The following is a 24,248-nucleotide window of genomic DNA, read 5'->3' on the forward strand; positions in this document are numbered from 1 at the left end:
GGGAATAACGGCAGTACGCGCCCGGGTACGGGAGTCGCGCGACGCCGTCCAGGAACGGGGGATGCGCAGTGACCGAGCCGTCGGCCGACGGTCCGCCGGACGGGCTCAGCCCGATCGAGCTACGTATGTGGAACGCCTTCAGAAATGGCAGCACCCTCGATCTCAGCGATCCCGATCCGCTCCGGAACGACCCCTTCTCGCCCCACCCCTGGGGCCCGGAACGACAGGTCCGGGCCGATGTCGTGGCCCTGCTGCTGCTCGACGGGCCGCCGCCGCGCCCCGGGCGCGTCGCGGCCCTCAAACTGCGGGGTGTGCAGATCACCGGCACGCTCAAACTGGCGGGCGGCACGGTCGATCCCTATGTCGAACTGCATTCGTGCCGCTTCGACAGCGAGATCCTGATGCCGGAGGCGCATGTCACCACCCTGCGGATGGTGGCCTGTCTGCTGCCCAAGCTGGAGGCGGCCCGGCTGCGCACCGAGGGCGATCTCCATCTGCCGAGGTGCCGGGTGGAGCACGGGATCCGGCTCACGGACGCCCAGATCGGTACGGATCTGCTGATCAACCAGATCCAGGTACGGCCCGACCGCCGGGGCCGGGCGATCGTCGCGGACGGTCTCTCGGTCGCCCAGGACCTCCAGGCCGAGCTGATCCAGACCTTCGGCGAGTTCAGTCTGCGCGGGGCGAAGATCGGGGTGTCCCTGAGTCTGCGGGGCAGCCGGCTGCGGGCGGCGGCCGAGCGGCGGGCGCTCAACGCGCCGCAGCTGAGTGTGGAGCGGACCCTGTATCTGACCGGGGCGTGGGTGAGCGCCGCGACCGGGGAGTCGAGCGGCACTCCCCCGTACGGCGTGATCCACACCGGAGCCCGGCGCGGCACCCGGCTCCAGCCCTTCGAATGCCACGGCGGAGTCCGGCTGGACGACGGCCGGTTCGGCGACGCGGTCGATCTGCACCGGGCGCGGCTGGTGATGAACGCGGGCGAGGAGCTGTCGCTGCGCCGGATCACCGCCCCCGAGCTGCGGTTCAACGCGGACCGGCCCGAGGAGGGCCGGGTGGTGCTGAACGGCGCCAAGGTGGTCACCCTGGTCGACCTGGCGGCGAGCTGGCCGGGCCCCGGCGGGCTGGCGATGAGCGGTTTCGTCTATGAGAACCTGGTCCCGATCGACTCGTTCCCGCTGGCCAGGCGGTTGGCGTGGGTGGAGTCGGCGACCCCGGAGTACTCCCCGGAGCCGTACGAGCGGCTGGCGACCGTACTGCGCAACAGCGGCGAGGACGCCGACGCCCGCGAGGTGCTGCTGGCCAAGCAGCGGCGGCGGCGCGAGACCCTGCCGCTGGCGGGCAAGTTGTGGGGCCATATCCAGGATCTGACCGTGGCGTACGGCTACCGGCCGGGCCGGGCGGCGCTGTGGATGGCGCTGCTGTGGGCGGCGGGCGCGCTGGCGTTCTCCCGGGGCGAGCCGCGGGCGCTCAAGCCGGGCGAGCATCCGGAGTTCAATCCGCCGCTGTACGCGCTGGATCTGCTGATCCCGGTGATCAACCTCGGTCAGGAGGGCTACTGGCGGCTGGAGGGCAACTGGCAGTGGGCCTCCGCGGTACTGATCATGCTCGGCTGGATCCTCGCGACCACGGTGGCGGCGGGCGCGACCCGGCTGCTGAACCGGAGCTGACGGACGGACCGGGACCGGCGGGCGAACCGGAGTCGAGCGGCGCACCGGGGCCGGCGGACGGGGCTCCGGCGGGGCGCGCCGACCCGGTTCGGTGCCGGACGGTCTGCGGTTTCCTCACGCTCCGGAACCGGCGCCTTCGGGTTCCGTAGCCGGATACGCTGTCGAACAGCCGACTTTCGGCCATGCCGTACGGCTCCGGTACCGGCGCCGCGCCCGGCCGGGCGGTCGGCCGAAAGCCGCCCCCGAACGGGCCCCGGAACCGCCCGGGGGCGGAAGATCGACAACAGCCCCCATCATCGTTGCGGTTGTGACGAAAGCGGCTGTTGAGGCCCCTGAGGCAGAAGAGGCTCATGAGCCCTCGGAGGCGGCGGGCCGGGCCGCCTCCCCGCCTGTCCACCCCACAACCGCCCTTTTTCTTTACGGTCTTTACGGTCTCTTGCCCTGCTCCAGTACAACCTTTCGGCCGCCACCAAAGCTTCACAGCGTTCCGCTGGCAAAGTCGGGAGCCGGGATTTTCAATGGTCCGCACCATGCCATTGCTCCGCGCCCTGCTGCGCACCGCACGCGTGCTCCGCCATACCCCACGGCTTTCGGACGGGTTGCCGCCCGACGACGCGGTACTGCTGGACGTCCCCGACGCCCGGACGGCCCCGACCCTGGTGGCCGCCGCGCTCGGCGACTGGCAGCCCGCGGCGGCCCTGCTGTCGGGGGTCCGGGCGGACGGCGACTGGGAGAGCCGGGACCGCCATGTCAGACGGCTCGCGGCCTTCGCGTACGCCCGCGACGACTGGCTGGTCCGCTGGCTGGCCGACTCCCCCCGCGACCCGGACGCCCTGGTGGTCAAGGCCGAACTGGAGGTCCGCCGGGCCTGGGACTCCCCGGCCCGGGGCGAACGGCTGCGGGAGATCGGCCCGCTGATCGACGCCGCCGCCGACCGCGCGCCGCGCGACCCGGTCCCGTGGCGGATCGCCCTCGACCACGCGCGCGGCACCCACGCCACGCACACCGCCTTCGAATCCCTCTGGGAGCAGGCGGTCCGCCGCTCCCCGCACCACTACGGCTGCCATGTGGCCGCCCTGCGCTATCTCTCCGCCCAGTGGTACGGCTCGCACCGCGAGTGCTTCGACTTCGCCGAGAAGGCCGCCGAGGACGCCCTGCCGGGCTCCCTGATCAAGGCGCTGCCGGTCCGGGCCGCCTTCGCCCAGCTGATCAGCGGCGGCTACAGCCCGGTCCACGCCGACCGGATCGACCGCGCCACCGATCTCGCCGTCCAGCTCTCCGCCGGATATCCGGCGGCCCAGCCGGGCCCGGCGGAGGTCCGCAATCTGACGGTCTCCGTGCTGGTCCGCCGGGGCCGCTGGGAGGCGGCGCTGGAGCAGTTCCGGCTGATCGGACCGTATGCGACCTCGTTCCCTTGGACGTACTTCTCCGACGATCCGCTGGGCCGGTTCCTCCAGGACCGCGACGGGGTCCGAGCCCGGCTGGCGTCCATGACACCACTGCGTACGGGACCCCAGCGGGGCCGAACCGACCGGGACCGGCCCGCGGCCCATTAGTCTTGTCGGTCGTGACCACCGCACGTCTGCCGCTCTTCCCACTGAACTCGGTGCTGTTCCCGGGGCTCGTCCTGCCCCTGAACGTATTCGAGGAGCGTTATCGCGCCATGATGCGCGAACTGTTGAAGACGGACGATTCCCAGCCGCGCCGCTTCGCCGTGGTCGCGATCCGCGACGGCCACGAGGTGGCCCCCTCCGCACCCGGGATGCCGGATCCGACCGGGCTGCCCGAACGCGGCCCCGCCGCGGGCTTCGGCGCCGACCCGATCGCCGCGTTCCACGCCGTGGGCTGTATCGCCGACGCGGCGACGATCCGGGAGCGCGAGGACGGCAGCTTCGAAGTCCTCGCCACCGGGACGACCCGGGTCAGGCTGCTCTCCGTCACCGCCGACGGACCGTTCCTCACCGCCGAGCTGGAGGAGATCCCGGAGGAGACCGGCGAGGGTGCCGGTGCTCTCGCCGAAGGGGTGCTGCGGGCCTTCCGCGCCTATCAGAAGCGGCTCGCGGGCGCCCGGGAACGGACTCTGTCCACCCCGCCCGAGCTGCCCGACGAACCGTCCGTGGTGTCGTACCTGGTCGCCGCGGCGGCCGTCCTCGACACCCCGGCCAAGCAGCGGCTGCTGGAGGCGCCGGACGTCGCCGCCAGGCTCCGCGACGAGCTGGGGCTGCTGCGGTCGGAGACCGCCGTCATCCGCCATCTGCCCTCGGTACCCGCCGTCGATCTGACCCGGGCCCCCACCAGCCTCAACTGATCAGCGCCCCGGCCGCCCCCGGCCGGGCCCGACCCCGCCGTCGATCCGGTCCGCCGGACCGGACGGCGACCGCGCGAGGAGACCCTGCGCCGTGGCGAAGAAGAAGCAGCAGAAGACGGGCGGCACCCCGGCGACCGTCGCCCTGACGGCCGCGGGCACCGCGTACACCGTCCACGCCTACGAGCACGACCCCGCGTCCGCGTCGTACGGCGACGAGGCCGCCCGGGCGCTCGGCGTCGGCCCCGACCGGGTCTTCAAGACCCTCGTCGCCGATGTCGACGGCGAACTGACCGTCGCCGTCGTCCCGGTCGCGGGGCAGCTCGACCTGAAGGCGCTGGCGTCCGCGGTCGGCGGCAAGCGCGCCGCGATGGCCGACCCGGCGGCGGCCGAGCGGACGACGGGCTACGTCCGCGGCGGGATCTCCCCGCTGGGCCAGCGCAAACGGCTGCGGACCGTACTCGACGCGTCGGCGGCGGACCACACCACGATCTGCGTCTCGGCGGGGCGGCGGGGTCTCGAGGTCGAACTCTCCCCCACCGACCTGGCGGCCCTCACCCGGGCGACGCTGGCACCCATCGCCCGCGGGTAACGCCTCCCGCTCAGCGGTACGCCACATCTCAGGGCCCCGCGCCCGGGGTGGGCCTCGCGCGGTTCCCCGCGCCCCTGACCACCTCTCCCGAGCCACCCCTCAGGGCGGGGGCGCCCCTCCGGGCGGGACAGGCAGTGCCTCCACCGGAGGAGTTCCCGCCTCACGCCGTCCGTGGCTTGCCACAGACGGTCCGCAGGCCGCCGACAACGCCCGGGCGCCGGGCGAGGCCCGGGTTCGAGGCGGTGCCCTGGAGGGCCGAGGCGCCGGGGATCCCCCCTTGCCGAAGGCATAGGGGGCGGAACCGCGCGAACAACCACGACGGTCGCGCGGACCGCGAACAACGCCGAGCTGCCGGGCGCGGGGCGGGGCTCCGGAGGGGTGCCTGCGGAGATACGTGGGGCGAGGGGGGTCGACGGACGGCGCGGCGTCGGATACGACCGTACGGACGCCCTCGAAGGGGCGTCCCGAAAAGGAGCCGCCATGTCGAAACGCACCCGTAAGCGCAAGTGGCGTACCCGTAAGGCCAACCACGGCAGTCGCCCCGCGTGACGCCGCGCCGCGCCCCGGGAACGGGGCGCGGCGTCCGTACGTCTCAGTGCTGCTGCGGGCCCCAGGGATAGGCCCCCGGGAATTCCTTCGGTTCCTGATCGCGGACCGGGAAGATCGCCGTGAGGAGGAGATGGACCACCATCGCCGCGAGCGGCCAGGTCAGCAGGGCGCCGTAGGAGCGCAGCTCCAGCGGGCCGTCGAAGGCGACCCCGGGGCCCGCCTTCCGGGCCGCCGCCGCCACGTCGTCCAGGGGGCCGAACCAGAGGCCGAGCCGCCAGGCCAGGATCGAGCCCAGCAGGCCGCCGACGGCGAGGGCGACCACCAGCAGTACGCCGCCGCGCCGCCGGTAGAGGAAGACGCCCGCGGCGCTGATCGCGCCGAACGCCAGACCGAGCAGGGCAAACGTTCCGTCCGCGCCGATCGCGGCCTCGCCCTCGGAGTTCTCGAGGAAGACCGCCTTGCCGTCGGAGATCAGCGGGATCCGGGGGGCCAGCCAGAGCCACAGCAGACCGAGGGCGATCCCGAGGACGGTGACCGCGACCAGGACGACGGCGCCGTCCCGGAGGTCGGCCCGGCGTTCGGCGGCGCGTTCCGCCGGGTCCGGGGCGTCGAAGACCGGCGGCCAGCCGGTGGGCACGGGGCCCTGTCCGGGCCCCGGCGCTCGCCAGGGGTTGTGTTCCGGGCCTCCGCCGGAGTCGGGATCCGGCCGGTGCGGCGGTGTCAGCGGTGCGGTCACCACGCCATCGTGCCAGGCCGGGGACGCCCGCGCCTCACCGGACGGCCGCCCGGCGATACGCCAGGGTCGCCACGGTGAGCGACACCACACCGACGACGGCGCAGATCCCCAGGTCGACGGCGACGCCCGCCCAGTCGGGCCGGGTGTCGAAGGCGCGGGCGAGCGCCTCGACCCCGTAGGTGGAGGGCATCAGATCGCGGAGGTAGGTGATCGGCTCGGGCAGTCTGGCCGCGGGCAGCACTCCGAGCAGCAGCGCGGCGGACATGCCGAGCTGGCCGAGGAGGGTGGCGAGTTCCGGCCGGGGCGCGAGCAGTCCGAGGGCCGCGCCGAGTCCGGCGAGGGCCGCCCCGGCGAGCGGTACGACGGCCACCAGGACCCAGAGATGAGTCATCGGCAGTCCGAAGAGGAGACTGCCGGAGACGGCGGTGACGACCGTACCGGGCGCGGTGAAGGAGGCGTAGGCACCGGCCGCGCCGAGGACCACGGCGGCGGGCGGTACGGGCAGTGTGGCGTAGTGGTCGAGTCCTCCGCTGCCCCGTAGCTGGCCGAAGTACTGGGCGAGCAGATTGAGTGCCACGAACGCGACGACCAGGACCGAAGAACCGGCGACCACGGCCCGCGCCTCGGCGCCGCCGTCGACCACGCCGCGCATCAGGACCATGATGCCGACGGACTGGAAGGTGGCCACGAAGAGCAGCGGGATCCGGGCCACCCGGGCCCGGGAGAGCTGGGCCCGGTAGACCGCCGCGAGCGACGGCAGCAGCCGGGCCCGGGGCGCCAGCGGGGCCGGGGCGACCGCCGCCGCCCCCGGATCCGCCGACTCCGTCTCCGTTGCCCGGCTCCGCCCGGACACCGCTTGTACGGGCACGATGCTCACGCCTTGACCAGCCCCTTCGTCGCGTTCCCCCCGAGCGCCAAGTACACGTCCTCCAGGCTGGGCGTCGCGAGTGTGAAGTCGTCGAGCGCCGCGAAGGCGGCGCCGCCCGTGACGGCCGCGACGGCGGCCCGCGCCTCGTCGGGTGCCAGCCTGAGCACCCAGCGCCGCCCGGACTCGCTCGCGAAGTCGCGCAACGCGGCGACCTCGGGGACGTCCAGGGGCGCGCGTTCCCGCCACACCAGCTCGACCCGGACCTCGCCCGCGATCCGCTCCTTGAGCCCGCTCGGCGTGTCGCAGGCGATGACCCGGCCGCGGTCGAGGACGGCGACCCGGTCGAGGACGGTCTCGGCCTCGATGACGTTATGGGTGACCAGGACGACGGTCGTGCCGTGCTCGGCCCGGCGCCGGTCCACGGCGGCCCAGACCGCGCGCCGGGCGACGGGGTCCATCCCGGTGGTGGGTTCGTCGAGGACGAGGAGGGGTCGCTCGCCGACCAGCGCGGCGGCGACACAGGCGAGCCGGCGTTCCCCGCCGGAGAGCTTCTTCAGGGCCCGGCCGGCGAGCGGGGTGAGGCCCAGTTCGTCCAGGACCGCATCGCGTTCGGCCCTGGCCCGGGCCAGAGTGAGGCCGCGCAGCCGGGCGGTGGTCTCGGCGGCGAGGGCGACGGTGAGTTCGTCGAGCGCGGTGGATTCCTGGCCGAGGTAGCCGACGAGCCGGGCGGCGCGTTCGGGGTGGCGTACGAGATCGTGGCCGAGGACCTCGACGCTGCCCGCGTCGGGTCGCATCAGGCCGGTCAACTGGCGGACGAGGGTGGATTTCCCGGCCCCGTTGGGTCCGAGGAGTCCGAAGATCTCCCCGCCCTCGACCTCCAGGCTGATCCCGTCGGTGGCCCTGACCTCGGGGGTCGCGGGGACGCCCCGGCGGGCACGCACGGCAGGGTACGTCTTGACCAGCCGCCGCACCACGCACACCGTACTCACGAGGTACGAGAGTACGGGGTCCCCGCCCCGCCGCCGTGCCCGGGTGCCCCTTCCGCCCCGGCCCGGCACCGGAGATTCGGGACAGTACGGGCGCGTCCAGGGCCCCTCTTCAGGATCCTGCCGGGGCTCGCGTGCCCTGGTGCCGCTCCCCCGGGGCCCGGCGGCCCGGGCGGGGGTCCCCCCGGGCGGAGCCCAGGGGGCGTGCCCCCACGCCGCGTTGCCGTCGATCGCCAACGGCCCCCCGCGCCCGGCGGCGCGGGCGGTGCCCCCACCGCAGTGACTCGATCCTCCGCCTTGCGATCCACGGCACCAGACCCCGCTCACCGACCCGGCCTGACCCGGAAGAGAGGCCCTAGTCGGCGGCGGGAGCGTGCTCGGCCGCCGCGCGGACGTCGATCTCGCGCCAGAAGCCCGCCCGGATCGCGTAGCGGTCGTGTTCGTCGATCTGGTCGTCCTTGTGCGCCAGCAGACCGAAGCGGGCCGCGTAGCGGAGGAGTTCCCCGTCGATCCGGTGCGGGATCCTGGGGTACATCGTGGCGAGCTTCTGGACATGGCCGTTCTCGGGGAGGCGGGCCGTCCAGCGGCGGGCGAAGACCTGGCCGACCTCGAAGGGGTCGCCGCCGACGGTGGTGATGTCCTCCTCGCGGTCGGCCCAGCGCTGTTCGGCGCTGGTCAGCTGGGCGAGGGTGGGCAGCGAGGCGGTCTCAGGCGGTTCGCCGAGGGTGCCCGCCCGGTCGATCCACCCCTTGTCGGAGGACCAGCGCAGGGTGGCGGAGGGGAGCGGCTGCGGCGGGTGGAGGCCGGGGCCGCGGAGTCCGGCCAGGTCCTTGGGGGTGGGGACGCCCTTGGCCGCGGGCGCGGCGGGGGTTTCGGAGGCGGGTACGGCCCCGCAGTCGGGCGCGCCGTCCGGGCCGGGTCCGGCGGCCCGGGCCGCCCGTTCCTGGGCGGCGGCGATGGCGGACTCGGGCAGCGGCGCGGAGAGGATGGCGGCGATCTCGGGCCGGGGCGCGGGCGGCGGGGTGACGGCGGCGGCGAGGTCCTTGGCGCGGACCGCGCCGGTGATCCAGCTACGGTCCAGTACCCGCCGTTCGTCGGCCTCGGCGACCAGGTCCTCGGACTGGTTGTAGTCGCCGTCGGCGGCCTGGACGGCCCAGAGGTGGACGGCGACGCCGTGCTCCTTCGCCGACATCAGTCCGGGCAGCAGATCGCCGTCGCCGGTGACCAGGACGATATCGGAGCAGGCGTGGTTTCTGGCCAGTTCGGTCAGCTCGGCGTGCATGGCCGCGTCCACGCCCTTCTGCGCCCAGCGGCCGTCGCTGCGGGTCAGGGCGCCGAGCCGGACGGTGACCCGGGGCATCACCCGCAGTCTGCGGTGCTCGGGCTGCGGCACCCGGTCGGGGGCGCCGTCGAACCAGTAGATACGGAGCAGGGGGCGTCCGGTGTCGCTCTCGGCGAGTTCGCGCAGCCCCTGGATGAGGGCGGTGTGGTCGACCGTGATCCGCGACCTGGCCGGTTCTCCGGCCAGCAGGCTGGCCGCGGCCCCCAGCAGATATCCGGCGTCCACCAGGACAACACAGCGGTCCACGCGCTCCACCCTCTTTCGGAAAACCCCGGGACCGGCCCGGTGTCGCACTCCGGGTCTCCCCCGAGTCTGCCCGAACGGATCGGGACAACCGGCCGGAACTCGATCTTCCGGCGTGGCGGATCCCCAGGTCCAGGCCCTTGACAAGGCACCTTTACCCACCGCGATGATCCAAAATGCGGCGTATGATCCGGTATGTGAGTCTGGTCGCGATCTCACAGGGCCGCCGAGCCGCCCTGCCCCGAGAAGAACGCGATGTGGAGGCATTCCCATGGCCAAGAACAAGAATCGCAAGGATCGTCAGCAGAACCGCTCCGAAGCGCCCGCACAGGGCCAGGAGCAGGCGAAGGCCACCGCCTACGAGGCGCAGAACAGGCCGCAGACGCAGGCCCAGGGCAGTCCGGCGGATGTCGCCCGCAAGCACCAGCGGCGTTTCGGCCACAACTGACGCCCCCCGCCGCGGCGGACACCGCCGTTCTCCGAGTCACCGGGCGGGTTCCCGGTTCGGACGGGGATACGGGAGAGGGGCCGCGCCCGTTCATCGGGCGCGGCCCCTCTGTGGTGTTTCCGGTGTGATCAGCCCGCGAGACAGGACGGGCCGAGCAGGACCTTCAGATCGCCGAAGAGCGCCGGGTCGGGCTGGACCCGGTGCCGGTCGAGCCGGAGGACCGTGGTGCTGCGGGGCCCCTGGAGCTTGATCCGTACCTCGGTGTTCCCCCGGTGGTGGCTGAGGATCTCACCCAGCCTGGTGACCATCGGCGGGGTGACCTTCACCGTCGGGATGGTGACGATCACGGGGGCGTTGGTGCCCGCGTTGGAGAGGTCGGGGACCATCAGCTCCATCGCGACCAGCCGGGGCACGTCCTCCCGCTTGTCGAGCCGTCCCTTGACGAAGACGACGGTGTCCTCCACGAGCTGGGTGGAGACCAGCTGGTACGTGGCGGGGAAGAACATGCACTCCAGGGATCCGGCCAGGTCCTCGACGGTGGCGATGGCCCAGGCGTTGCCCTGCTTGGTCATCTTCCGCTGGAGGCCGGAGATGATGCCGCCGATGGTGACCACCGCGCCGTCGGCGTGCTCGCCGCCGGTGAGCTGGGAGATCGCCGCGTCCGATTTGTCGGAGAGGACGTGCTCGATCCCGAACAGGGGGTGGTCGGAGACGTAGAGACCGAGCATCTCGCGCTCCTGGGCGAGCAGATAGGACTTCTCCCACTCGATGTCGGAGAACTCGACGTCGAGTCCGAAGCCGGGCTCGTCGTTGCCCTCCTCGCCCATCCCGCCGAAGAGGTCGAACTGCCCCTCGGCCTCCTTGCGCTTGACCGCCACCACATTGTCGATCATGGGTTCGTGGTGGGCGACCAGGCTCTTGCGGGTATGGCCCATCTCGTCGAAGGCCCCGGCCTTGATCAGCGATTCCACGGTCCGCTTGTTGCAGACGACGGCCTCGACCTTGTCGAGGAAGTCGGGGAAGGAACTGTACTTCCCCTTGGCCTTGCGGCAGCGGATGATCGCCTCGACGACATTCGTTCCGACGTTGCGGACGGCGGAGAGGCCGAAGAGGATCACATCGTCGCCCTGCGCGGCGAAGTTGGACTGGGACTCGTTGACATTGGGCGGCAGGACCTTGATGCCCATCCGGCGGCACTCGTTGAGATAGACCGCCGACTTGTCCTTGTCGTCCTTGACCGAGGTCAGCAGGGCGGCCATGTACTCGGCCGGGTAGTTCGCCTTGAGATACGCCGTCCAGTAGGTGACCAGGCCGTACGCGGAGGAGTGCGCCTTGTTGAAGGCGTAGCCCGCGAACGGGACCAGGACGTCCCAGAGCGCCTGGATCGCCTCGTCGGAGTACTCCCTCTTCCGGGCGCCCGCCTGGAAGATCGTGAAGTTCTTCGCCAGCTCCTCGGGCTTCTTCTTGCCCATCACCCGGCGGAGGATGTCGGCCTCGCCGAGGGAGTATCCGGCGATGATCTGGGCGGCCTTCTGGACCTGCTCCTGGTAGACGATCAGACCGTGGGTGAGGTCCAGGACCTCCCTGAGCGGCTCTTCCAGCTCCGGGTGGATGGGGGTGATCTCCTGCTGCTTGTTCTTCCGCAGCGCGTAGTTGGTGTGGGAGTTCATTCCCATCGGGCCCGGCCGGTAGAGGGCCGAGACGGCGGAGATGTCCTCGAAGTTGTCGGGCTTCATCAGCCGCAGCAGGGACCGCATGGGGCCGCCGTCGAACTGGAAGACACCGAGGGTGTCACCGCGGCAGAGCAGTTCGTAGGTCGTGGGGTCGTCCAGCGGCACCGAGAGCATGTCCAGCTCGACGCCCTTGTTCGCCTTCACCATCTTGACGGCGTCGTCCATGATGGTGAGGTTCCGCAGGCCGAGGAAGTCCATCTTCAGCAGGCCGAGCGACTCGCACTGCGGATAGTCCCACTGCGTGATGGTGACGCCGTCGGTGTGCCGGACCCAGACCGGGGCGTGGTCCACGATCGGCTCGCTGGACATGATCACGCCCGCCGCGTGCACGCCCATCTGGCGGACCAGGCCCTCCACACCGCGCGCGGTGTCGATCACCTTCTTCACATCCGGCTCGTTCTCGTACATCCCGCGGATCTCGGCGGCCTCGCCGTACCGCGGATGCGAGGAGTCGGTGATGCCGGAGAGTTCGATGCCCTTGCCGAGGACGTCGGCGGGCATGGCCTTGGTGAGCCGGTCGCCCATCGCGTACGGATAGCCCAGCACCCGGGCCGAGTCCTTGATGGCGTTCTTGGCCTTGATCTTTCCGTAGGTGCCGATCATGGCGACCTTGTCGGCGCCGTACTTCTCGGTGACGTAGCGGATGACCTCGACGCGCCGGCGCTCGTCGAAGTCGATGTCGACATCGGGCATCGAGATGCGCTCGGGGTTGAGGAACCGCTCGAAGATCAGTCCGTGCTCGATCGGGTCGAGGTCGGTGATCCCCATCGCGTACGCCACGATCGAACCGGCGGCGGAGCCACGGCCGGGGCCGACGGCGATGCCGTTCCGCTTGGCCCACATGATGAAGTCGGCGACGACGAGGAAGTAGCCGGGGAAGCCCATGTCGATGATGACCGACATCTCGTACTCGGCCTGCCGGGCCCGGTCGTCCGGCACACCGCCCGGGAACCGGCGCTCCATTCCGGAGCGGACCTCGGACTGGAACCAGGTGACCTCGGTATAGCCCTCGGGGATGTCGAACCTGGGCATCAGGTTCCGGGACTGGAACATGCCGGTGGTGTCGATCTGCTCGGCGACCAGCAGGGTATTGCGGCACCCCTCCTGCCAGGCGTCCGAGGAGTCGACGGCATACATCTCCTTCGTCGACTTCAGGTAATAACCGGAGCCGTCGAACCGGAACCGGTCCGGATCGGAGAGGTTCTTGCCCGTCTGAATGCAGAGCAGCGCGTCATGCGCCGTCGACTCGTGCTCATAGGTGTAATGCGAGTCATTGGTGACCAGCGGCGGAATACCGAGCTTCTTCCCGATCTCCAGCAGCCCGTCCCGCACCCGGCGCTCGATCTCGATACCGTGGTCCATCAGCTCCAGGAAATAACGGCCCTTGCCGAAGATGTCCTGATAGTCCGACGCCGCCTGGAGAGCCTCCTTCTCCTGCCCGAGCCGCAGCCGGGTCTGGAGTTCACCCGAGGGGCAGCCGGTGGAGGCGATCAGCCCGTCGGACCACTGGGCGATGGTCTCCTTGTCCATCCGGGGCCACTTCTGGAGCCAGCCCTCGGCATAGGCGTCGGAGGAGAGCCGGAAGAGATTGTGCAGCCCGGTGTTGTTCGACGCCCAGATCGTCTTATGGGTATAACCACCGGAACCGGAGACGTCGTCCCGCTTCTGATGCGGCTGACCCCACTGGATCTTCCGCTTGTTCCGTCGCGACTCGGGCGCGACATACGCCTCGATCCCGATGATCGGCGTCACTCCCGCCTTCACCGCCGTATGGAAGAAGTCGTACGCCCCGTGCAGATTCCCGTGGTCGGTCATCGCGATATGGGTCATCCCCATCTCGTTGCACGCGTCGAACATGTCCTTCAACCGCGCCGCACCGTCCAACAACGAATACTGCGTGTGTACGTGCAGATGCGTGAAGGGGGGCTTCGTCACGGCGGGGGCCTCCAGAGACGGCGGGGCGACGGACAGGGGGTGTGGGGTGCCCGAGGGGGACAGCGTCGAAGTCTACGACTCCGCGCGGACACTCGCGGGCCGTGCCGCACACCCCTGTGGACGGCCGCCCGGACCCGCCGGGTCCGGGCACCTCCGGAGCGCGCCGGGCGTTGGAGGGGGCGTAAGACCACTCCCGGCCGGTGGGCAGCCGCCCCGGCCGGGACCCACGTTCCGCCCTGTCGCAGGAGGCACACCGCGATGCCCGTTCCGCATCCCGCCGAGATCACGGCCGAGACCCGCGGTGAGGAGATCCTCACCGTCTTCGGTACGGCCTTCGGCGAGCTTCTGGCCGCCGATCCGGCGGCCTTCCGGGTCAAGTTCCGGAAGATGGCCGCGTCGGCGTTCGCCTTCTACCGGGGCACGGCCTGCCTCTTCTACCACGACCTGGAGCGGGAGCACGCCGGCCGGGGCGACGACGCGATGGCGGCCGGACCGTATCTGGACGAGCGGACCAGCCGGGTGTGGATCCACGGCGATCTGCACGCCGAGAACTTCGGTACGTACATGGACGCCAACGGGCGGCTGATCTTCAATGTCAACGACTTCGACGAAGCCTATGTGGGCCCGTTCACCTGGGATCTGAAGCGGCTCGCCGCCTCCCTGGCCCTGATCGGCTACACCAAGGCGCTCGCGGACCGGCAGATCACCGAGCTGGTAACGATCTTCGCCGCCGCCTACCGGGAGCGGATCAGCGCCCTGGCGACCGGCGCCCGCGAGGACGATCTGCCGCCCTTCACCCTCGACACCGCCCAGGGCCCGCTGCTGGACGCGCTGCGCGACGCCCGGTCCCTGACCCGGTTCTCACTGCTCGACTCGATGACCGAGATCCGGGACTTCGAGCGGCGCTTCGCGGCCGGGGGCGGCTCCATCGAGCTGGACGCGGCCACCCGTTACAAGGTGCTGGCCGCCTTCGACGGCTATCTGGAGACCCTGCCCGAGGCGTCCCTGGCCCGGCCCGACTCGTACCGGGTGAAGGACGTGGTGGGGCGGCGCGGGATCGGGATCGGATCGGCCGGTCTGCCGTCGTACAACATCCTGCTGGAGGGGAACAGCGACGCGCTGGAGAACGATGTCGTGATCTATATGAAGCAGGCGCAGACCCCGTCGGTCTCGCGGCATGTCACCGACGCCGCCGTCCGGGAGTACTTCCACCACGAGGGCCATCGCACCGTGATCTCCCAGCGCGCCCTCCAGGACCACGCCGACCCGTGGCTGGGCTGGACCGAGCTGGACGGCGCCGGTCAGCTGGTCGCCGAGGTCTCGCCGTACGCGGTGGACCTCGGCTGGGGCGATATCGACGATCCGGCGGAGATCGCGGCCGTCGTCGCCGACCTGGGCCGGGCCACGGCGACCATGCACGGCGCCGCGGACGACGAGAGCGGCCACTCCCTGGTGCCGTTCTCCACCGAGCGGGCCATCGACGCCGCGATCGCCGCCGACGAGGAGGGCTTCCCCCGGCTGCTGGTCGACTTCGCGCACGACTACGGCCGGCGGGCCCGCCACGACCACCAGATCTTCGTGGACCTCTTCCGCAACGGCCGGATACCGGGGCTGTGAGCGGGGCCCTGCCCTCGGCCGTCGAGGAGGCCGTCGAGGAGGCCGGGGAGGGCGCCCGGACCAGGGCCGGGGACGGTATCGCGACCGGGCCGTCACTCCCGGTGATACGGCACCGGGCTTTTAAGCCTCCTTTCACCCGGGCATGGCACACTCACTGACGATGGACGTTTCGGGTACGCGGCTGCGACTGCTGCGGGCGGCGGTCTTCACGGCGGTGGTCGTGACCCTGTCCGCGGCTTCGCATGTGCTGCTCTCCGGAGCCCCGCTGCCGTGGTTCACCGTCGCCGCGCTCGCGGCGGGCGTCTTCGGTGTCGCCTACGCCCTGTCGGGCCGTGAGCGCGGCTTCTGGCGCATCGCCGGTCTGCTGGTACCGCTGGAGCTGGCCGCCGACACCGTCTTCAACGGCAGCCAGAGCGCGTGTTACGGCCCCAGCGGCGGGCCGGTCACCGGCTCCCTGCGGGCCCTCGGGCTGGATGTGCTCTGCGACGGCTCGATCGGCACCCGGCTGACGGGCGCGCCGTCGGCGGGCGGCGGCCCCGTATCGCTGCTGGCCTCGCCGGGCCCGGCCACCCCCTGGCTGCTGCTGGCCGTGCACATCACGGTCGGGCTGCTGGCCTCGGCCTGGCTCTGGCAGGGCGAGACGGCGCTGGCGGGAGTGGCCCGGACCCTGGAGGCGTACGCCTTCCGGCCGCTGCTGCTGGCGGTCGCCGTGGTGGCGGCGGCGCACCGCCCGGCGGGGCGCGGACCGCGTCCCGCCCCCCGGAACACCACCTTCCGCACCCTGTTGCTGGTGCACGCCCTGGGACGGCGGGGTCCCCCGCGCCCGGCGGCCCTCGTACTCGCCGCGTAGCGGTCCCCGCGGACTTTCGCGGGTTTCCGCAGGTTGTCTCCGCGATCACGACTCCCCCCTGACCCCGGGGACCGCGGTCGCCCCGGCCCGCGCGGTACCGGCCGATTCCGCCGTATCCATGGCCGTCCCCGTCCCGGACACGGCCATATCCCGATATCCCCCATGTCCCCCTTGCGGGATTCGTCCCCCCTTTTTTACACGGAGTGAATGCAGCATGAGCGCACGGAACAGCAAGGCCAACAAGGCGGCGGCCCGCGAGCGGATCCGGGTGGAGCGCGAGCGCCAGGCCAAGAAGGAGCGGCTGCGCCGCCAGCTGATCGTCGCCGGGTCGACGGTCGGCGTCCTCGCCCTGGCCGGCGGTATCGGCTACGGCGTGATGCAGGCCAACAAGCCCGACGGCTGGGACGCCGCGAAGGACGCCAAGAACGTCACCGCGCCCAAGAACACCTCGGGCGAGAACGGGACGACCGTGGTCCTCGGCAAGGCGGACGCGAAGAAGACCCTGGAGCTGTACGAGGACTCCCGCTGCCCGGCCTGTGCCTCGTTCGAGCAGAGCGTGGGCGAGACCATGAAGAAGGACATCGCCGCGGGCAAGTACAAGGTCCAGTACGTCGGCGCCACCTTCATCGACAAGATGGCCTCCGGCGAGGGCTCCAAGAACGCGCTGAGCGCGCTCGGCGCGGCGCTGGACGTCAGCCCCGAGGCGTTCGCCGACTTCAAGGCCGCCCTCTACTCCAAGGAGTTCTTCCCCGAGGAGAGCAAGGACGAGTTCGCCAAGGACTCGTATCTGCTGAAGGTCGCGGACTCCGTCCCGGCGCTCAAGGACAACGCGACGTTCGAGAAGAACGTCAAGGACGGCACCTTCGACGCCTGGGCGATGAAGATGTCGGCGAAGTTCGAGAAGAGCGGTGTGCAGGGGACGCCGACGATGAAGATGGACGGCAAGAAGGTCACCACCAACGGCAAGGACACGCCGATGACCCCGGCGGACTACAACAAGGCGCTCGACAAGGCGCTGGGCGCGGCGAGCTGATCCGGCACGGCGCGGCCCCCCGGAGGCGTCACGCTTCCGGGGGGCCGCGCCGTACGGTGCTCAGTCCCGGCCGTCCGCCGAGGCCAGCTCGTCGAGGAAGGCCAGGACGGTACGCCAGGTCCGCTCGGCGGCCTCCGCGTCGTAGTCCGGCAGGTCCGGATCCGTATAGAGGTGCCCGGCGCCGGGGTAGCGGTGGACCTCCGCGTCGGCCCCCGCCCGGCCCATCCCCAGATACCAGGCCGTCTGCCAGTCGTGCGGCTCGAAGACGTCCGGGTCGGCGACATGGAACTGTACGGGCAGCCCGTCCGCCTCGGCGCCCTCGGCGATGTCCGACGTCCCGTGCAGCAGGACGAGCCCGACCGCCTTCTCGTCACCGAGGGCCAGGTTCTGCGCCACCGACGCGCCCAGCGACAGGCCCATGTAGACCAGCCCGCCGCCGGAGTGCGGCGCGGCGGCGATCACCGCCCGCTTCAGCAGCTCGTCCCGGCCCAGCTCGTCACTGAAGGCCATGCCCTCCTCGACGGTCTCGAAGGTCCGCCCCTCGAACAGATCGGGTGTCCGGACCCGGTGCCCCGCCTCCTCCAGGCGGGCGGCGGCGGCCCGTACGGCCGGCCGCAGACCGTAGACCGAATGAAAAAGCATGATGTCCATCGGGTCAGGTTACGTGTCCCTGCATGGAGAACGCGCTACGTCCCTTGATCGTCATCGGCGGCTCGGTCCTGCTCACCGTGGTGGTGGGCTGGCTGGCCGATCTGCTGCTGCGGCGCGCCGCCGCCCGGCGCCCCGAGACCCCGCTGTGGGGCCTGCTCCGCCGGGGCCGCCCGGCGCTCCAGGTGGTGCTCTGCGCGGCGCTGCTGAGAGGCGCGTACCGGCAGACCGGGATCGGGATCGTGGAACGCCACGAGCGGGGTATCGGCCAATTGCTGACCCTCACCCTGATCGGGGCCTCGGCCTGGCTGGTGGTCCGGATCGCGACCGCGGTGGTGGAGTCCGTCTACCGGCGGTACGCGGCCGGAGCGGGCGACGCCGCCCGGGTACGCCGGGTCCGGACCCAGGTCACCCTGATCCAGCGGGTGGTGATCGCCGTCGTCGGCGTGGTCGCCGTCGCGGCGATGCTGCTGACCTTCCCGGCGATGCGGGCCGTCGGCACCTCGATGCTGGCGTCCGCCGGTGTCCTGGGCATCGTCGCCGGTGTCGCCGCGCAGTCCACCCTCGGCAATCTCTTCGCCGGGCTCCAGATCGCCTTCGGCGACATGGTCCGGATCGGGGACGTCGTGGTCGTGGACGGGGAGTGGGGCACGGTCGAGGAGATCACCCTGACCGCACTCACGGTCCGGACCTGGGACGAGCGGCGGATCACCATGCCGGTCTCGTACTTCACCGGCAAACCGTTCGAGAACTGGTCGCGCGGCGGGATCCAGATGACCGGCTCCGTCTTCTTCCATCTGGACCACTCGGCTCCGGTGGCCGAGATGCGGCGGCGGCTGGCGGAGATCATCGGCGACCATCCGGCGTGGGACCGCCGGGACCAGTCGCTCGCGGTCACGGACACCACCCCGTCGACCATCGTGGTCCGGGCCGTGGTGACCGCCAAGGACTCCGATGATCTGTGGACGATCCGCTGCGAGGTCCGGGAGCGGATGATCGCCTGGCTGTACGAATACCATCCGTACGCCCTCCCCCGGATCGCCACGATCCCCGCCCCGGACCGGCCGGACGACATCCCCCGGCGCCATGACGAGAGCCCGCCGCGCCCCCGCCCGGCGAGCTGAACCCGGCCCGGGGCGCCCGGCCAGTGGGACGGTGGCGAGACGGTGGCCTGCGGGGTCAGTGGCCGCGTTCGGCGCCGCCGTTGATCTGGACGATCTGGGCCGTGATGTGGGCCGCGGCGGTGGAGGCCAGCCAGTGCAGGGTCCGGGAGACGTCCCCCGGGTGGCCGACGCGGCCGGTCGCCGTCTCCGCGGCCAGGGCCGCGCGGCGCTCCTCGGGGAGGGGTTCACCGAAGAAGTCGGTCTCCTCGACCAGGCCGGGGGCGACCGCGTTGACCGTGATCCCGCGCGGTCCCAGCTCGCGCGCCAGCCGGAAGGCGTAGGGATGGAGCGCCGCCTTGGCCGCGCCGTACCCCGCCGCCCGGCCGGAGCCCCGGTAGGCGGCGATGGAGCTGACGAAGAGGACCCGGCCGCCGGGGGTGGCCAGATGCTCCCGGAGCGCCTCGGTGAGCAGTACGGCCGTCAGGGTGTTGAGCCGGAAGTTGCGCTCCCACGCGTCGGCGACGGCGGCCAGCGGATCGACGAGGCCGGTCTCGTCCGGGCCGGGTGCGCGCGGCTCCGTATCCGTATCCGTGCCCGGTTCCGTACGGAGCCCGTCGCCGCCCGCGCAGTGCGCCAGGACGTCCACCGTCCCGTACTCCCGCTCGACGAACGCGGCCGCCCGCCGGACGTCGTCCGGCACGCTCAGATCCGCCGGATGGTACGCGGCACCCGGCAGCGACCCAGCCGCCCGGGCCAGGACGTCCGCCCGGCGGCCCAGCAGCACCACCCGGTCCCCGTCAGCGGCGAAGACGTCCGCCGCGGCCAGCCCGATCCCGGTACCCCCGCCACTGATCACCACGGTGCGTGCCATGGACCGGATCCTACGAGCGGCCCTCCCGCCGGTACGGGCAGCCGCGCCCGCCCGCCCCGGCGTGTCCGGAGGCACCGGCACCGGCACCGCCTATCGCAGACTGCGGACGTCCAGATGCCGGAGCACCCGGTCCACGATCTCCGGGTCGGCACCCGGCTCGCTCCGCGCGGCCAGCACTTCGTGCCGGGCGGCGGAGAGCATCTCGCGCTGGATCCGCTGGACCGACCGCAGCCGCTCCACCCGCCGGGCGTACCAGTCGCGGCGCTCCTCGTCGACGAGTTCGGGGCTGATCCGCGCGCCGACCTCGTACGCCGTCCGGTGCAGCCGCTCGCTCACCTCCTCCGGCAGCTCCTCGACCTCCTCGATCTCCTTCAGCCGGTGCCTGGCCGCCGCCGCGGCGCGCAGGGCGAGCCGGTGCTCCAGATCGCGCTCGGCGTCGGCGTCGGCCCGTACCCCGAGCCGCCGGACCAGCCAGGGCAGGGTCAGCCCCTGGAGCAGCAGGGTCGTGAGGATCACCACGAAGGCGATGAAGACGATCTCGTCACGGCCCGGGAAGGGGCTGCCGTCGTCGGTGGTCAGCGGGATCGCCAGGGCCAGCGCCACGGACGCCACCCCGCGCATCCCCGACCACCACATCACCACGGTCTCGCGCCAGGAGACCGGGATGTCCTCGTCGTAGTCGCGTTTGGAGTGCAGCCGCTGGGCGAGCCAGGTGGCGGGCAGCAGCCAGAGCAGCCGTACGCCGATCACCACGGCGGTGATCACCGCGCCCCAGCCGAGCATCCGCGGCAGTACGCCGTCGGCGGTGCCGAACACCTTGCGCAGTTCGAGGCCGATCAGTCCGAAGGCGGCCCCGGTGACCAGGGTGTCCACAATGCCCCAGAAGGTATTTCCGGCGAGCCGTCCCAGCACGTCGTCCGCGTCGGCGGCGTGCTCGGCGAGGAAGAGGGCCGTGGTGAGGACGGCGAGCACCCCGGAGCCGTGCAGTTCCTCGGCGACCACATAGCTCACATACGGCACCATCAGCGTCAGCCCGACCTGGAGCGTGGCATCGCCGAGGAAGCCCATCAGCCGGTTGCAGAGCCAGCCGGTGGCCAGCCCGACGGCGACCGCCACCACGGCCGAGAGGACGAGCTGCCCGGCGGCGGACGGCCAGGAGAAGCTGCCGGTGACGGCGGCGGCGATGGCCACGTGGTAGAGCACGATCGCGGTGACGTCGTTGAACAGCCCCTCGCCCTCCAGGATCGACACCAGTCGGCGCGGCAGCCCGAGGCGTCCGGCGACCGCGGTGGCGGCGACCGGGTCGGGCGGCGCGACGAGCGCCCCGAGGGCGACGGCGGCGGCGATCGGCAGCCCGGGCACGATCGCGTTGACGACCACCGCCACCGCGGCGGTGGTCACGAAGACCAGGGCGACCGCGAGCAGCAGGATCGGCCGGAGGTTGGCGGTGAACTGCCGCCAGGAGGTGCGCTGCACCGCCGCGTAGAGCAGGGGCGGCAGCACCAGCGGCAGGATGAACTCGGGCGGGATGTCGGCATCGGGGACAAACGGGAGAAACGCCACGCCCGCCCCGATCAGGCTCATCAGGACGGGCGGGGGGAGATCGAGCCGGTCGCCCAGGGGCACGGTCACGACGGCGCCGAAGAGCAGCCCCAGCAGCAGCGCGACCTGGTCCACACACCCCTCCGGCCGGAGAGCCTCCCGACGACCTCCTCAGCCTGCCATGAACGTCCGCTTTCGCGCCTTGTGTCCAGGGGTGGCGATGGGCCGACCGGGGGCCGGTACGGGCCGGGCCGCGGCGGGACCCGCGAGGCGCGGGACGGGTCGCGGGCGGGCGCTACGGGGTGCCCGGACGGAGCCGGGGCCTACTCGCTCTCGGCCGCGATGCGGTCGAGGGCCTTCCGCAGGTCGTCCGGGTACTCGCTGGCGTACTCGACCCAGCGGCCGTCCGAGGGATGCTCGAAGCCCAGCCGCACCGCGTGCAGCCACTGCCGGGTCAGCCCCAGCCGCTTCGCCATGGTCGGATCGGCCCCGTAGGTCAGATCGCCCACGCACGGATGCCGGTGCGCCGACATATGGACCCGGATCTGGTGCGTACGGCCGGTCTCCAGCTTGATGTCCAGCAGGGACGCCGCCCGGAACGCCTCCATCAGGTCGTAGTGGGTGACCGACGGCTTGCCGTCGGCGGTGACGGCCCACTTGTAGTCGTGGTTCGGGTGCCGGCCGATCGGCGCGTCGATCGTGCCGCTCATCGGATCGGGGTGCCCCTGCACCAGGGCGTGGTACCGCTTGTCGACCGTACGCTCCCGGAACTGCTGCTTCAGCAGGGTGTACGCGCGCTCCGACTTGGCCACCACCATCAGCCCGCTGGTCCCGACGTCCAGCCGGTGCACGATGCCCTGGCGCTCGGCGGCGCCCGAGGTGGAGATCCGGTATCCGGCGGCGGCCAGCCCGCCGATCACGGTCGTACCGGTCCAGCCGGGGCTGGGGTGGGCGGCGACCCCGACGGGCTTGACGATCACCACGATGTCGTCGTCGTCGTGGACGATCTCCATGCCCTCCACGGGCTCCGCCACGATCTGGACCGGGGCGGGCGCCTGCGGCATCTCGACCTCCAGCCACGCCCCGCCGTGCACCCGCTCGCTCTTGCCGACGACCGCCCCGTCGACCTGCACCTTCCCCGCTGCGGCCAGCTCGGCGGCCTTCGTCCGGGAGAATCCGAACATGCGGGAGATGGCGGCGTCGACGCGCTCGCCCTCCAGGCCGTCGGGTACGGGCAGGGTGCGGATCTCGGGGTGCGTACTCACCCGTCCGAGTATGCCTTGCCCGGGGCCCCGGACCGGACCACGGCCGCCTCGCGCGACCACGGGGCCCGGCCGGTGCGGCGCCGCGGGGCCGTTTCCGTACGACCCCGGCCGCTCCGTACGCGGGCACGGGCGGCCGGCCGGTTGGCGCGGCCGGGCCCGTCAGTCCTTGTGGACGGTGCCGTCCGGGTCGAGACCGCGGAAGGACAGGATCACGATCAGGATGCCGCCGGAGACGATCGCCGTATCGGCGAGATTGAAGACGGCGAAGTGGGCGGGGGCGATGAAGTCGACGACCGCGCCCTCGAAGACCCCCGGCGACCGGAAGATCCGGTCGGTGAGATTGCCGAGCGCACCGCCGAGCAGCAGGCCGAGCGCCACGGCCCAGGGCAGGCTGTAGAGCTTCCGGGCCAGCCGGACGATCACCACGATCACCGAGGCGGCGATCAGGGTGAAGATCACCGTGAACGCCTCGCCGATACCGAACGCGGCGCCCGGGTTCCGTACCGCCGTGAACCTCAGCAGGTCGCCGACGACCTCGATCGACGGCTGGTGCTCCAGCTTGGCGACCACGATCATCTTGCTGATCAGATCGATCAGATACGCGACGACGGCGACACCGACCAGAACGGCGATCCGGCGCCTGCCCCTGGGCTCGTCCGCCTCGGGACCCTCACCGGCCTCCGGAGCGGCGTCCGCCGTCTCCGCCGCGTCGGCGGCATCGGCCGCGTGCTCGGCGGAGGACGATTCCGACGGGTCGGACGTGCCCGGTGTCTCCGGCGTACCGATGATGCGCTCCGCCTCTGTCACGTGAGTCCCTCAACTAGTGCCTGACTGTGATCGAGGGTACGTCACCCGCCCCGGCTCAGCCCCGCCGCTCCTGCTTCTGCTTGCACTCCACACAGAGCGTGGCCCGGGGGAACGCCTGCATCCTGGCCTTTCCGATCGGTTTGCCGCAGTTCTCGCAGCTCCCGTACGTTCCCGCGGCCACCCGGAGCAGGGCCCGCTCGGTCTGCTCCAGGTTCTCGCGGGCCTTGGCGGCGAGGGCCAGCTCGTGCTCCCGGGTGATGTTCTTGGTACCGGTGTCGGCGTCGTCGTCGCCCGCGCCGCCGCCGGAGTCCCGCATCAGCCCCGCCAGGGCGGCGTCGGAGGCGGCCAGCTCCGCGTTCAGCCGGGCGACGTCCGCCGCCAGTACGGCCCTGGCCTCGGCCACCTCCTCCGGGGACCACGGCTCCTCACCGGGGCGTACGGCCAGCTCGTCGGCGGGCGCCGCCGCGCGGGCGGTGGGCACCGCCGTGGAGCCCTCGCCCACGGCCACGGTCTTCTTCGCTCCCACAGTTCTGGCTCCCGTCTCCGTCACGGACTTCTTCGCGGTACCGGCGGTCTTCTTCGCGGTGGTCTTCTTGGCAGAGGTCTTCTTCGCGGCGCTCTTCCCAACCGCGGCCTTCTTCGCCACGGCCTTCCCGGCGGCGGTCTTCTTCGCCACGGCCTTCCCGGCGGCGGTCTTCTTCGCCACCGTCTTCTTGGCGGCCGTTTTCTTCCCCGGCGCCTTTTTCGCGGCCGTTTTCGAGGCCGCCTTCTTCGCGGGCGCGGCGGGCACCGAGGGGGCCGATGGCGCCTTTTCCGCAGCGGCTTTCGTCGCGGCGGTCTTCTTCGCAGCGGTCTTCTTCGCCACCATGGCCGCGGCCCCTTCACATATCGTGATCTTGCTCGCGAATCGTGCTGGGACGATAAATCGACCCCAGCCCCGCGGCAAACGGGGCACGCCGCCACCGCACCCGCCCCGGCACCGGTGAAACGGACCTTTCTCCGTTGTGCCCGGCTCCCCGCCGGGTAATCCGCCCCTTGACAGGGCCCGCCGGGCCGCCTGAGCGCCGCTGGACCGTTCGGGTCGCCCCGGCGGGCCCGGCCGCCGGCG

The 24,248-nt window shown here is 71.9% G+C and carries 20 protein-coding genes; 9 read left to right on the forward strand and 11 right to left on the reverse strand.

All coding sequences use genetic code 11. The features are described 5' to 3' along the window. The first annotated feature begins 125 nt into the window (after positions 1-125). The 4 genes from ABZ714_RS05025 to ybaK all read left to right on the forward strand — a co-directional run bounded on the left by ABZ714_RS05025 (position 126) and on the right by ybaK (position 4,564). Positions 126-1,667: an oxidoreductase gene (locus ABZ714_RS05025; protein WP_358823819.1), complete on the forward strand. Its 1,542-nt coding sequence runs from the start codon at positions 126-128 to the stop codon at positions 1,665-1,667. Between the two features lie 518 nt (positions 1,668-2,185). Beyond that, positions 2,186-3,223: a hypothetical protein gene (locus ABZ714_RS05030; protein WP_358823745.1), complete on the forward strand. Its 1,038-nt coding sequence runs from the start codon at positions 2,186-2,188 to the stop codon at positions 3,221-3,223. Positions 3,224-3,234: 11 nt separating this feature from the next. Then, complete coding sequence (locus ABZ714_RS05035) at positions 3,235-3,975, forward strand: LON peptidase substrate-binding domain-containing protein (RefSeq protein ID WP_358823746.1); 741 nt, start codon at positions 3,235-3,237, stop codon at positions 3,973-3,975. Between the two features lie 91 nt (positions 3,976-4,066). Beyond that, complete coding sequence (ybaK, locus tag ABZ714_RS05040) at positions 4,067-4,564, forward strand: Cys-tRNA(Pro) deacylase (RefSeq protein ID WP_358823747.1); 498 nt, start codon at positions 4,067-4,069, stop codon at positions 4,562-4,564. A gap of 592 nt (positions 4,565-5,156) precedes the next feature. Here the strand turns inward: ybaK and ABZ714_RS05045 are convergent. The 4 genes from ABZ714_RS05045 to ABZ714_RS05060 all read right to left on the reverse strand — a co-directional run bounded on the left by ABZ714_RS05045 (position 5,157) and on the right by ABZ714_RS05060 (position 9,300). Further along, positions 5,157-5,849 carry a hypothetical protein gene (locus ABZ714_RS05045; protein WP_358823748.1) on the reverse strand — a complete coding sequence of 231 codons (693 nt, stop codon included), beginning with the start codon at positions 5,847-5,849 and terminating at the stop codon, positions 5,157-5,159. Between the two features lie 34 nt (positions 5,850-5,883). After that, positions 5,884-6,726, reverse strand: a complete 843-nt coding sequence (locus ABZ714_RS05050) for an ABC transporter permease (RefSeq protein ID WP_358823749.1) — start codon at positions 6,724-6,726, stop codon at positions 5,884-5,886. Continuing rightward, the gene (locus ABZ714_RS05055; RefSeq protein WP_358823820.1) at positions 6,723-7,697 is read right to left on the reverse strand and encodes an ABC transporter ATP-binding protein; all 975 of its coding nucleotides are present in this window, start codon (positions 7,695-7,697) and stop codon (positions 6,723-6,725) included. The genes ABZ714_RS05050 and ABZ714_RS05055 overlap by 4 nt, the downstream gene beginning before the upstream one ends. A gap of 361 nt (positions 7,698-8,058) precedes the next feature. Continuing rightward, positions 8,059-9,300, reverse strand: coding sequence for an NYN domain-containing protein (locus ABZ714_RS05060; RefSeq protein ID WP_358823750.1), 1,242 nt, complete (start codon positions 9,298-9,300; stop codon positions 8,059-8,061). A gap of 259 nt (positions 9,301-9,559) precedes the next feature. Here ABZ714_RS05060 and ABZ714_RS05065 point away from each other — a divergent pair, with 259 nt between their 5' ends. Then, the gene (locus tag ABZ714_RS05065; protein ID WP_358823751.1) at positions 9,560-9,736 is read left to right on the forward strand and encodes a hypothetical protein; all 177 of its coding nucleotides are present in this window, start codon (positions 9,560-9,562) and stop codon (positions 9,734-9,736) included. Between the two features lie 128 nt (positions 9,737-9,864). Here the strand turns inward: ABZ714_RS05065 and dnaE are convergent, their stop codons facing one another. Continuing rightward, positions 9,865-13,404 carry a DNA polymerase III subunit alpha gene (dnaE, locus tag ABZ714_RS05070; protein ID WP_358823752.1) on the reverse strand — a complete coding sequence of 1,180 codons (3,540 nt, stop codon included), beginning with the start codon at positions 13,402-13,404 and terminating at the stop codon, positions 9,865-9,867. 258 nt (positions 13,405-13,662) lie between these two features. On the opposite strand from dnaE, the gene ABZ714_RS05075 reads away from it, so the two are divergent. The 3 genes from ABZ714_RS05075 to ABZ714_RS05085 all read left to right on the forward strand — a co-directional run bounded on the left by ABZ714_RS05075 (position 13,663) and on the right by ABZ714_RS05085 (position 16,904). Then, positions 13,663-15,021: a DUF2252 domain-containing protein gene (locus ABZ714_RS05075; RefSeq protein WP_358823753.1), complete on the forward strand. Its 1,359-nt coding sequence runs from the start codon at positions 13,663-13,665 to the stop codon at positions 15,019-15,021. Positions 15,022-15,181: 160 nt separating this feature from the next. Further along, complete coding sequence (locus ABZ714_RS05080) at positions 15,182-15,871, forward strand: hypothetical protein (RefSeq protein ID WP_358823821.1); 690 nt, start codon at positions 15,182-15,184, stop codon at positions 15,869-15,871. A gap of 214 nt (positions 15,872-16,085) precedes the next feature. Beyond that, positions 16,086-16,904: a DsbA family protein gene (locus tag ABZ714_RS05085; protein ID WP_358823754.1), complete on the forward strand. Its 819-nt coding sequence runs from the start codon at positions 16,086-16,088 to the stop codon at positions 16,902-16,904. Positions 16,905-16,964: 60 nt separating this feature from the next. Here ABZ714_RS05085 and ABZ714_RS05090 read toward each other — a convergent pair whose 3' ends face one another. Further along, on the reverse strand, positions 16,965-17,555 hold the full coding sequence (locus ABZ714_RS05090; protein WP_358823755.1) for a dienelactone hydrolase family protein: 591 nt from the start codon (positions 17,553-17,555) through the stop codon (positions 16,965-16,967). A 23-nt stretch (positions 17,556-17,578) separates the two neighbouring features. On the opposite strand from ABZ714_RS05090, the gene ABZ714_RS05095 reads away from it, so the two are divergent. Next, positions 17,579-18,676, forward strand: coding sequence for a mechanosensitive ion channel domain-containing protein (locus ABZ714_RS05095; protein WP_358823756.1), 1,098 nt, complete (start codon positions 17,579-17,581; stop codon positions 18,674-18,676). A gap of 55 nt (positions 18,677-18,731) precedes the next feature. On the opposite strand, the gene ABZ714_RS05100 is transcribed toward ABZ714_RS05095, so the two are convergent. The 5 genes from ABZ714_RS05100 to ABZ714_RS05120 all read right to left on the reverse strand — a co-directional run bounded on the left by ABZ714_RS05100 (position 18,732) and on the right by ABZ714_RS05120 (position 24,008). Next, entirely contained in the window at positions 18,732-19,526 is a 795-nt protein-coding gene (locus ABZ714_RS05100; RefSeq protein WP_358823757.1) for an SDR family oxidoreductase, read from the reverse strand. 90 nt (positions 19,527-19,616) lie between these two features. Next, a complete protein-coding gene (locus ABZ714_RS05105; RefSeq protein ID WP_358823758.1) occupies positions 19,617-21,203 on the reverse strand; it encodes a Na+/H+ antiporter in 1,587 nt (528 codons plus the stop codon). Positions 21,204-21,391: 188 nt separating this feature from the next. Continuing rightward, positions 21,392-22,333: an RluA family pseudouridine synthase gene (locus tag ABZ714_RS05110; protein WP_358823759.1), complete on the reverse strand. Its 942-nt coding sequence runs from the start codon at positions 22,331-22,333 to the stop codon at positions 21,392-21,394. Positions 22,334-22,492: 159 nt separating this feature from the next. After that, on the reverse strand, positions 22,493-23,140 hold the full coding sequence (lspA, locus tag ABZ714_RS05115; protein WP_358823760.1) for a signal peptidase II: 648 nt from the start codon (positions 23,138-23,140) through the stop codon (positions 22,493-22,495). Positions 23,141-23,195: 55 nt separating this feature from the next. Next, positions 23,196-24,008 carry a TraR/DksA C4-type zinc finger protein gene (locus ABZ714_RS05120; protein WP_358823761.1) on the reverse strand — a complete coding sequence of 271 codons (813 nt, stop codon included), beginning with the start codon at positions 24,006-24,008 and terminating at the stop codon, positions 23,196-23,198. Positions 24,009-24,248 lie beyond the last annotated feature (240 nt).

The organism is Streptomyces sp. NPDC006798, assembly GCF_040635975.1.
Taxonomy (GTDB): domain Bacteria; phylum Actinomycetota; class Actinomycetes; order Streptomycetales; family Streptomycetaceae; genus Streptomyces.

Bases quoted from the DNA above. Each gene is read 5' to 3' on its own strand.
- ABZ714_RS05025 (WP_358823819.1), top strand. From the start codon at position 126: ATGTGGAACGCCTTCAGAAATGGCAGCACCCTCGATCTCAGCGATCCC.
- ABZ714_RS05030 (WP_358823745.1), top strand. From the start codon at position 2,186: ATGGTCCGCACCATGCCATTGCTCCGCGCCCTGCTGCGCACCGCACGC.
- ABZ714_RS05065 (WP_358823751.1), top strand. From the start codon at position 9,560: ATGGCCAAGAACAAGAATCGCAAGGATCGTCAGCAGAACCGCTCCGAA.
- ABZ714_RS05075 (WP_358823753.1), top strand. From the start codon at position 13,663: ATGCCCGTTCCGCATCCCGCCGAGATCACGGCCGAGACCCGCGGTGAG.
- ABZ714_RS05080 (WP_358823821.1), top strand. From the start codon at position 15,182: ATGGACGTTTCGGGTACGCGGCTGCGACTGCTGCGGGCGGCGGTCTTC.
- ABZ714_RS05085 (WP_358823754.1), top strand. From the start codon at position 16,086: ATGAGCGCACGGAACAGCAAGGCCAACAAGGCGGCGGCCCGCGAGCGG.
- ABZ714_RS05090 (WP_358823755.1), bottom strand. From the start codon at position 17,555: ATGGACATCATGCTTTTTCATTCGGTCTACGGTCTGCGGCCGGCCGTA.
- ABZ714_RS05095 (WP_358823756.1), top strand. From the start codon at position 17,579: ATGGAGAACGCGCTACGTCCCTTGATCGTCATCGGCGGCTCGGTCCTG.
- ABZ714_RS05100 (WP_358823757.1), bottom strand. From the start codon at position 19,526: ATGGCACGCACCGTGGTGATCAGTGGCGGGGGTACCGGGATCGGGCTG.
- ABZ714_RS05120 (WP_358823761.1), bottom strand. From the start codon at position 24,008: ATGGTGGCGAAGAAGACCGCTGCGAAGAAGACCGCCGCGACGAAAGCC.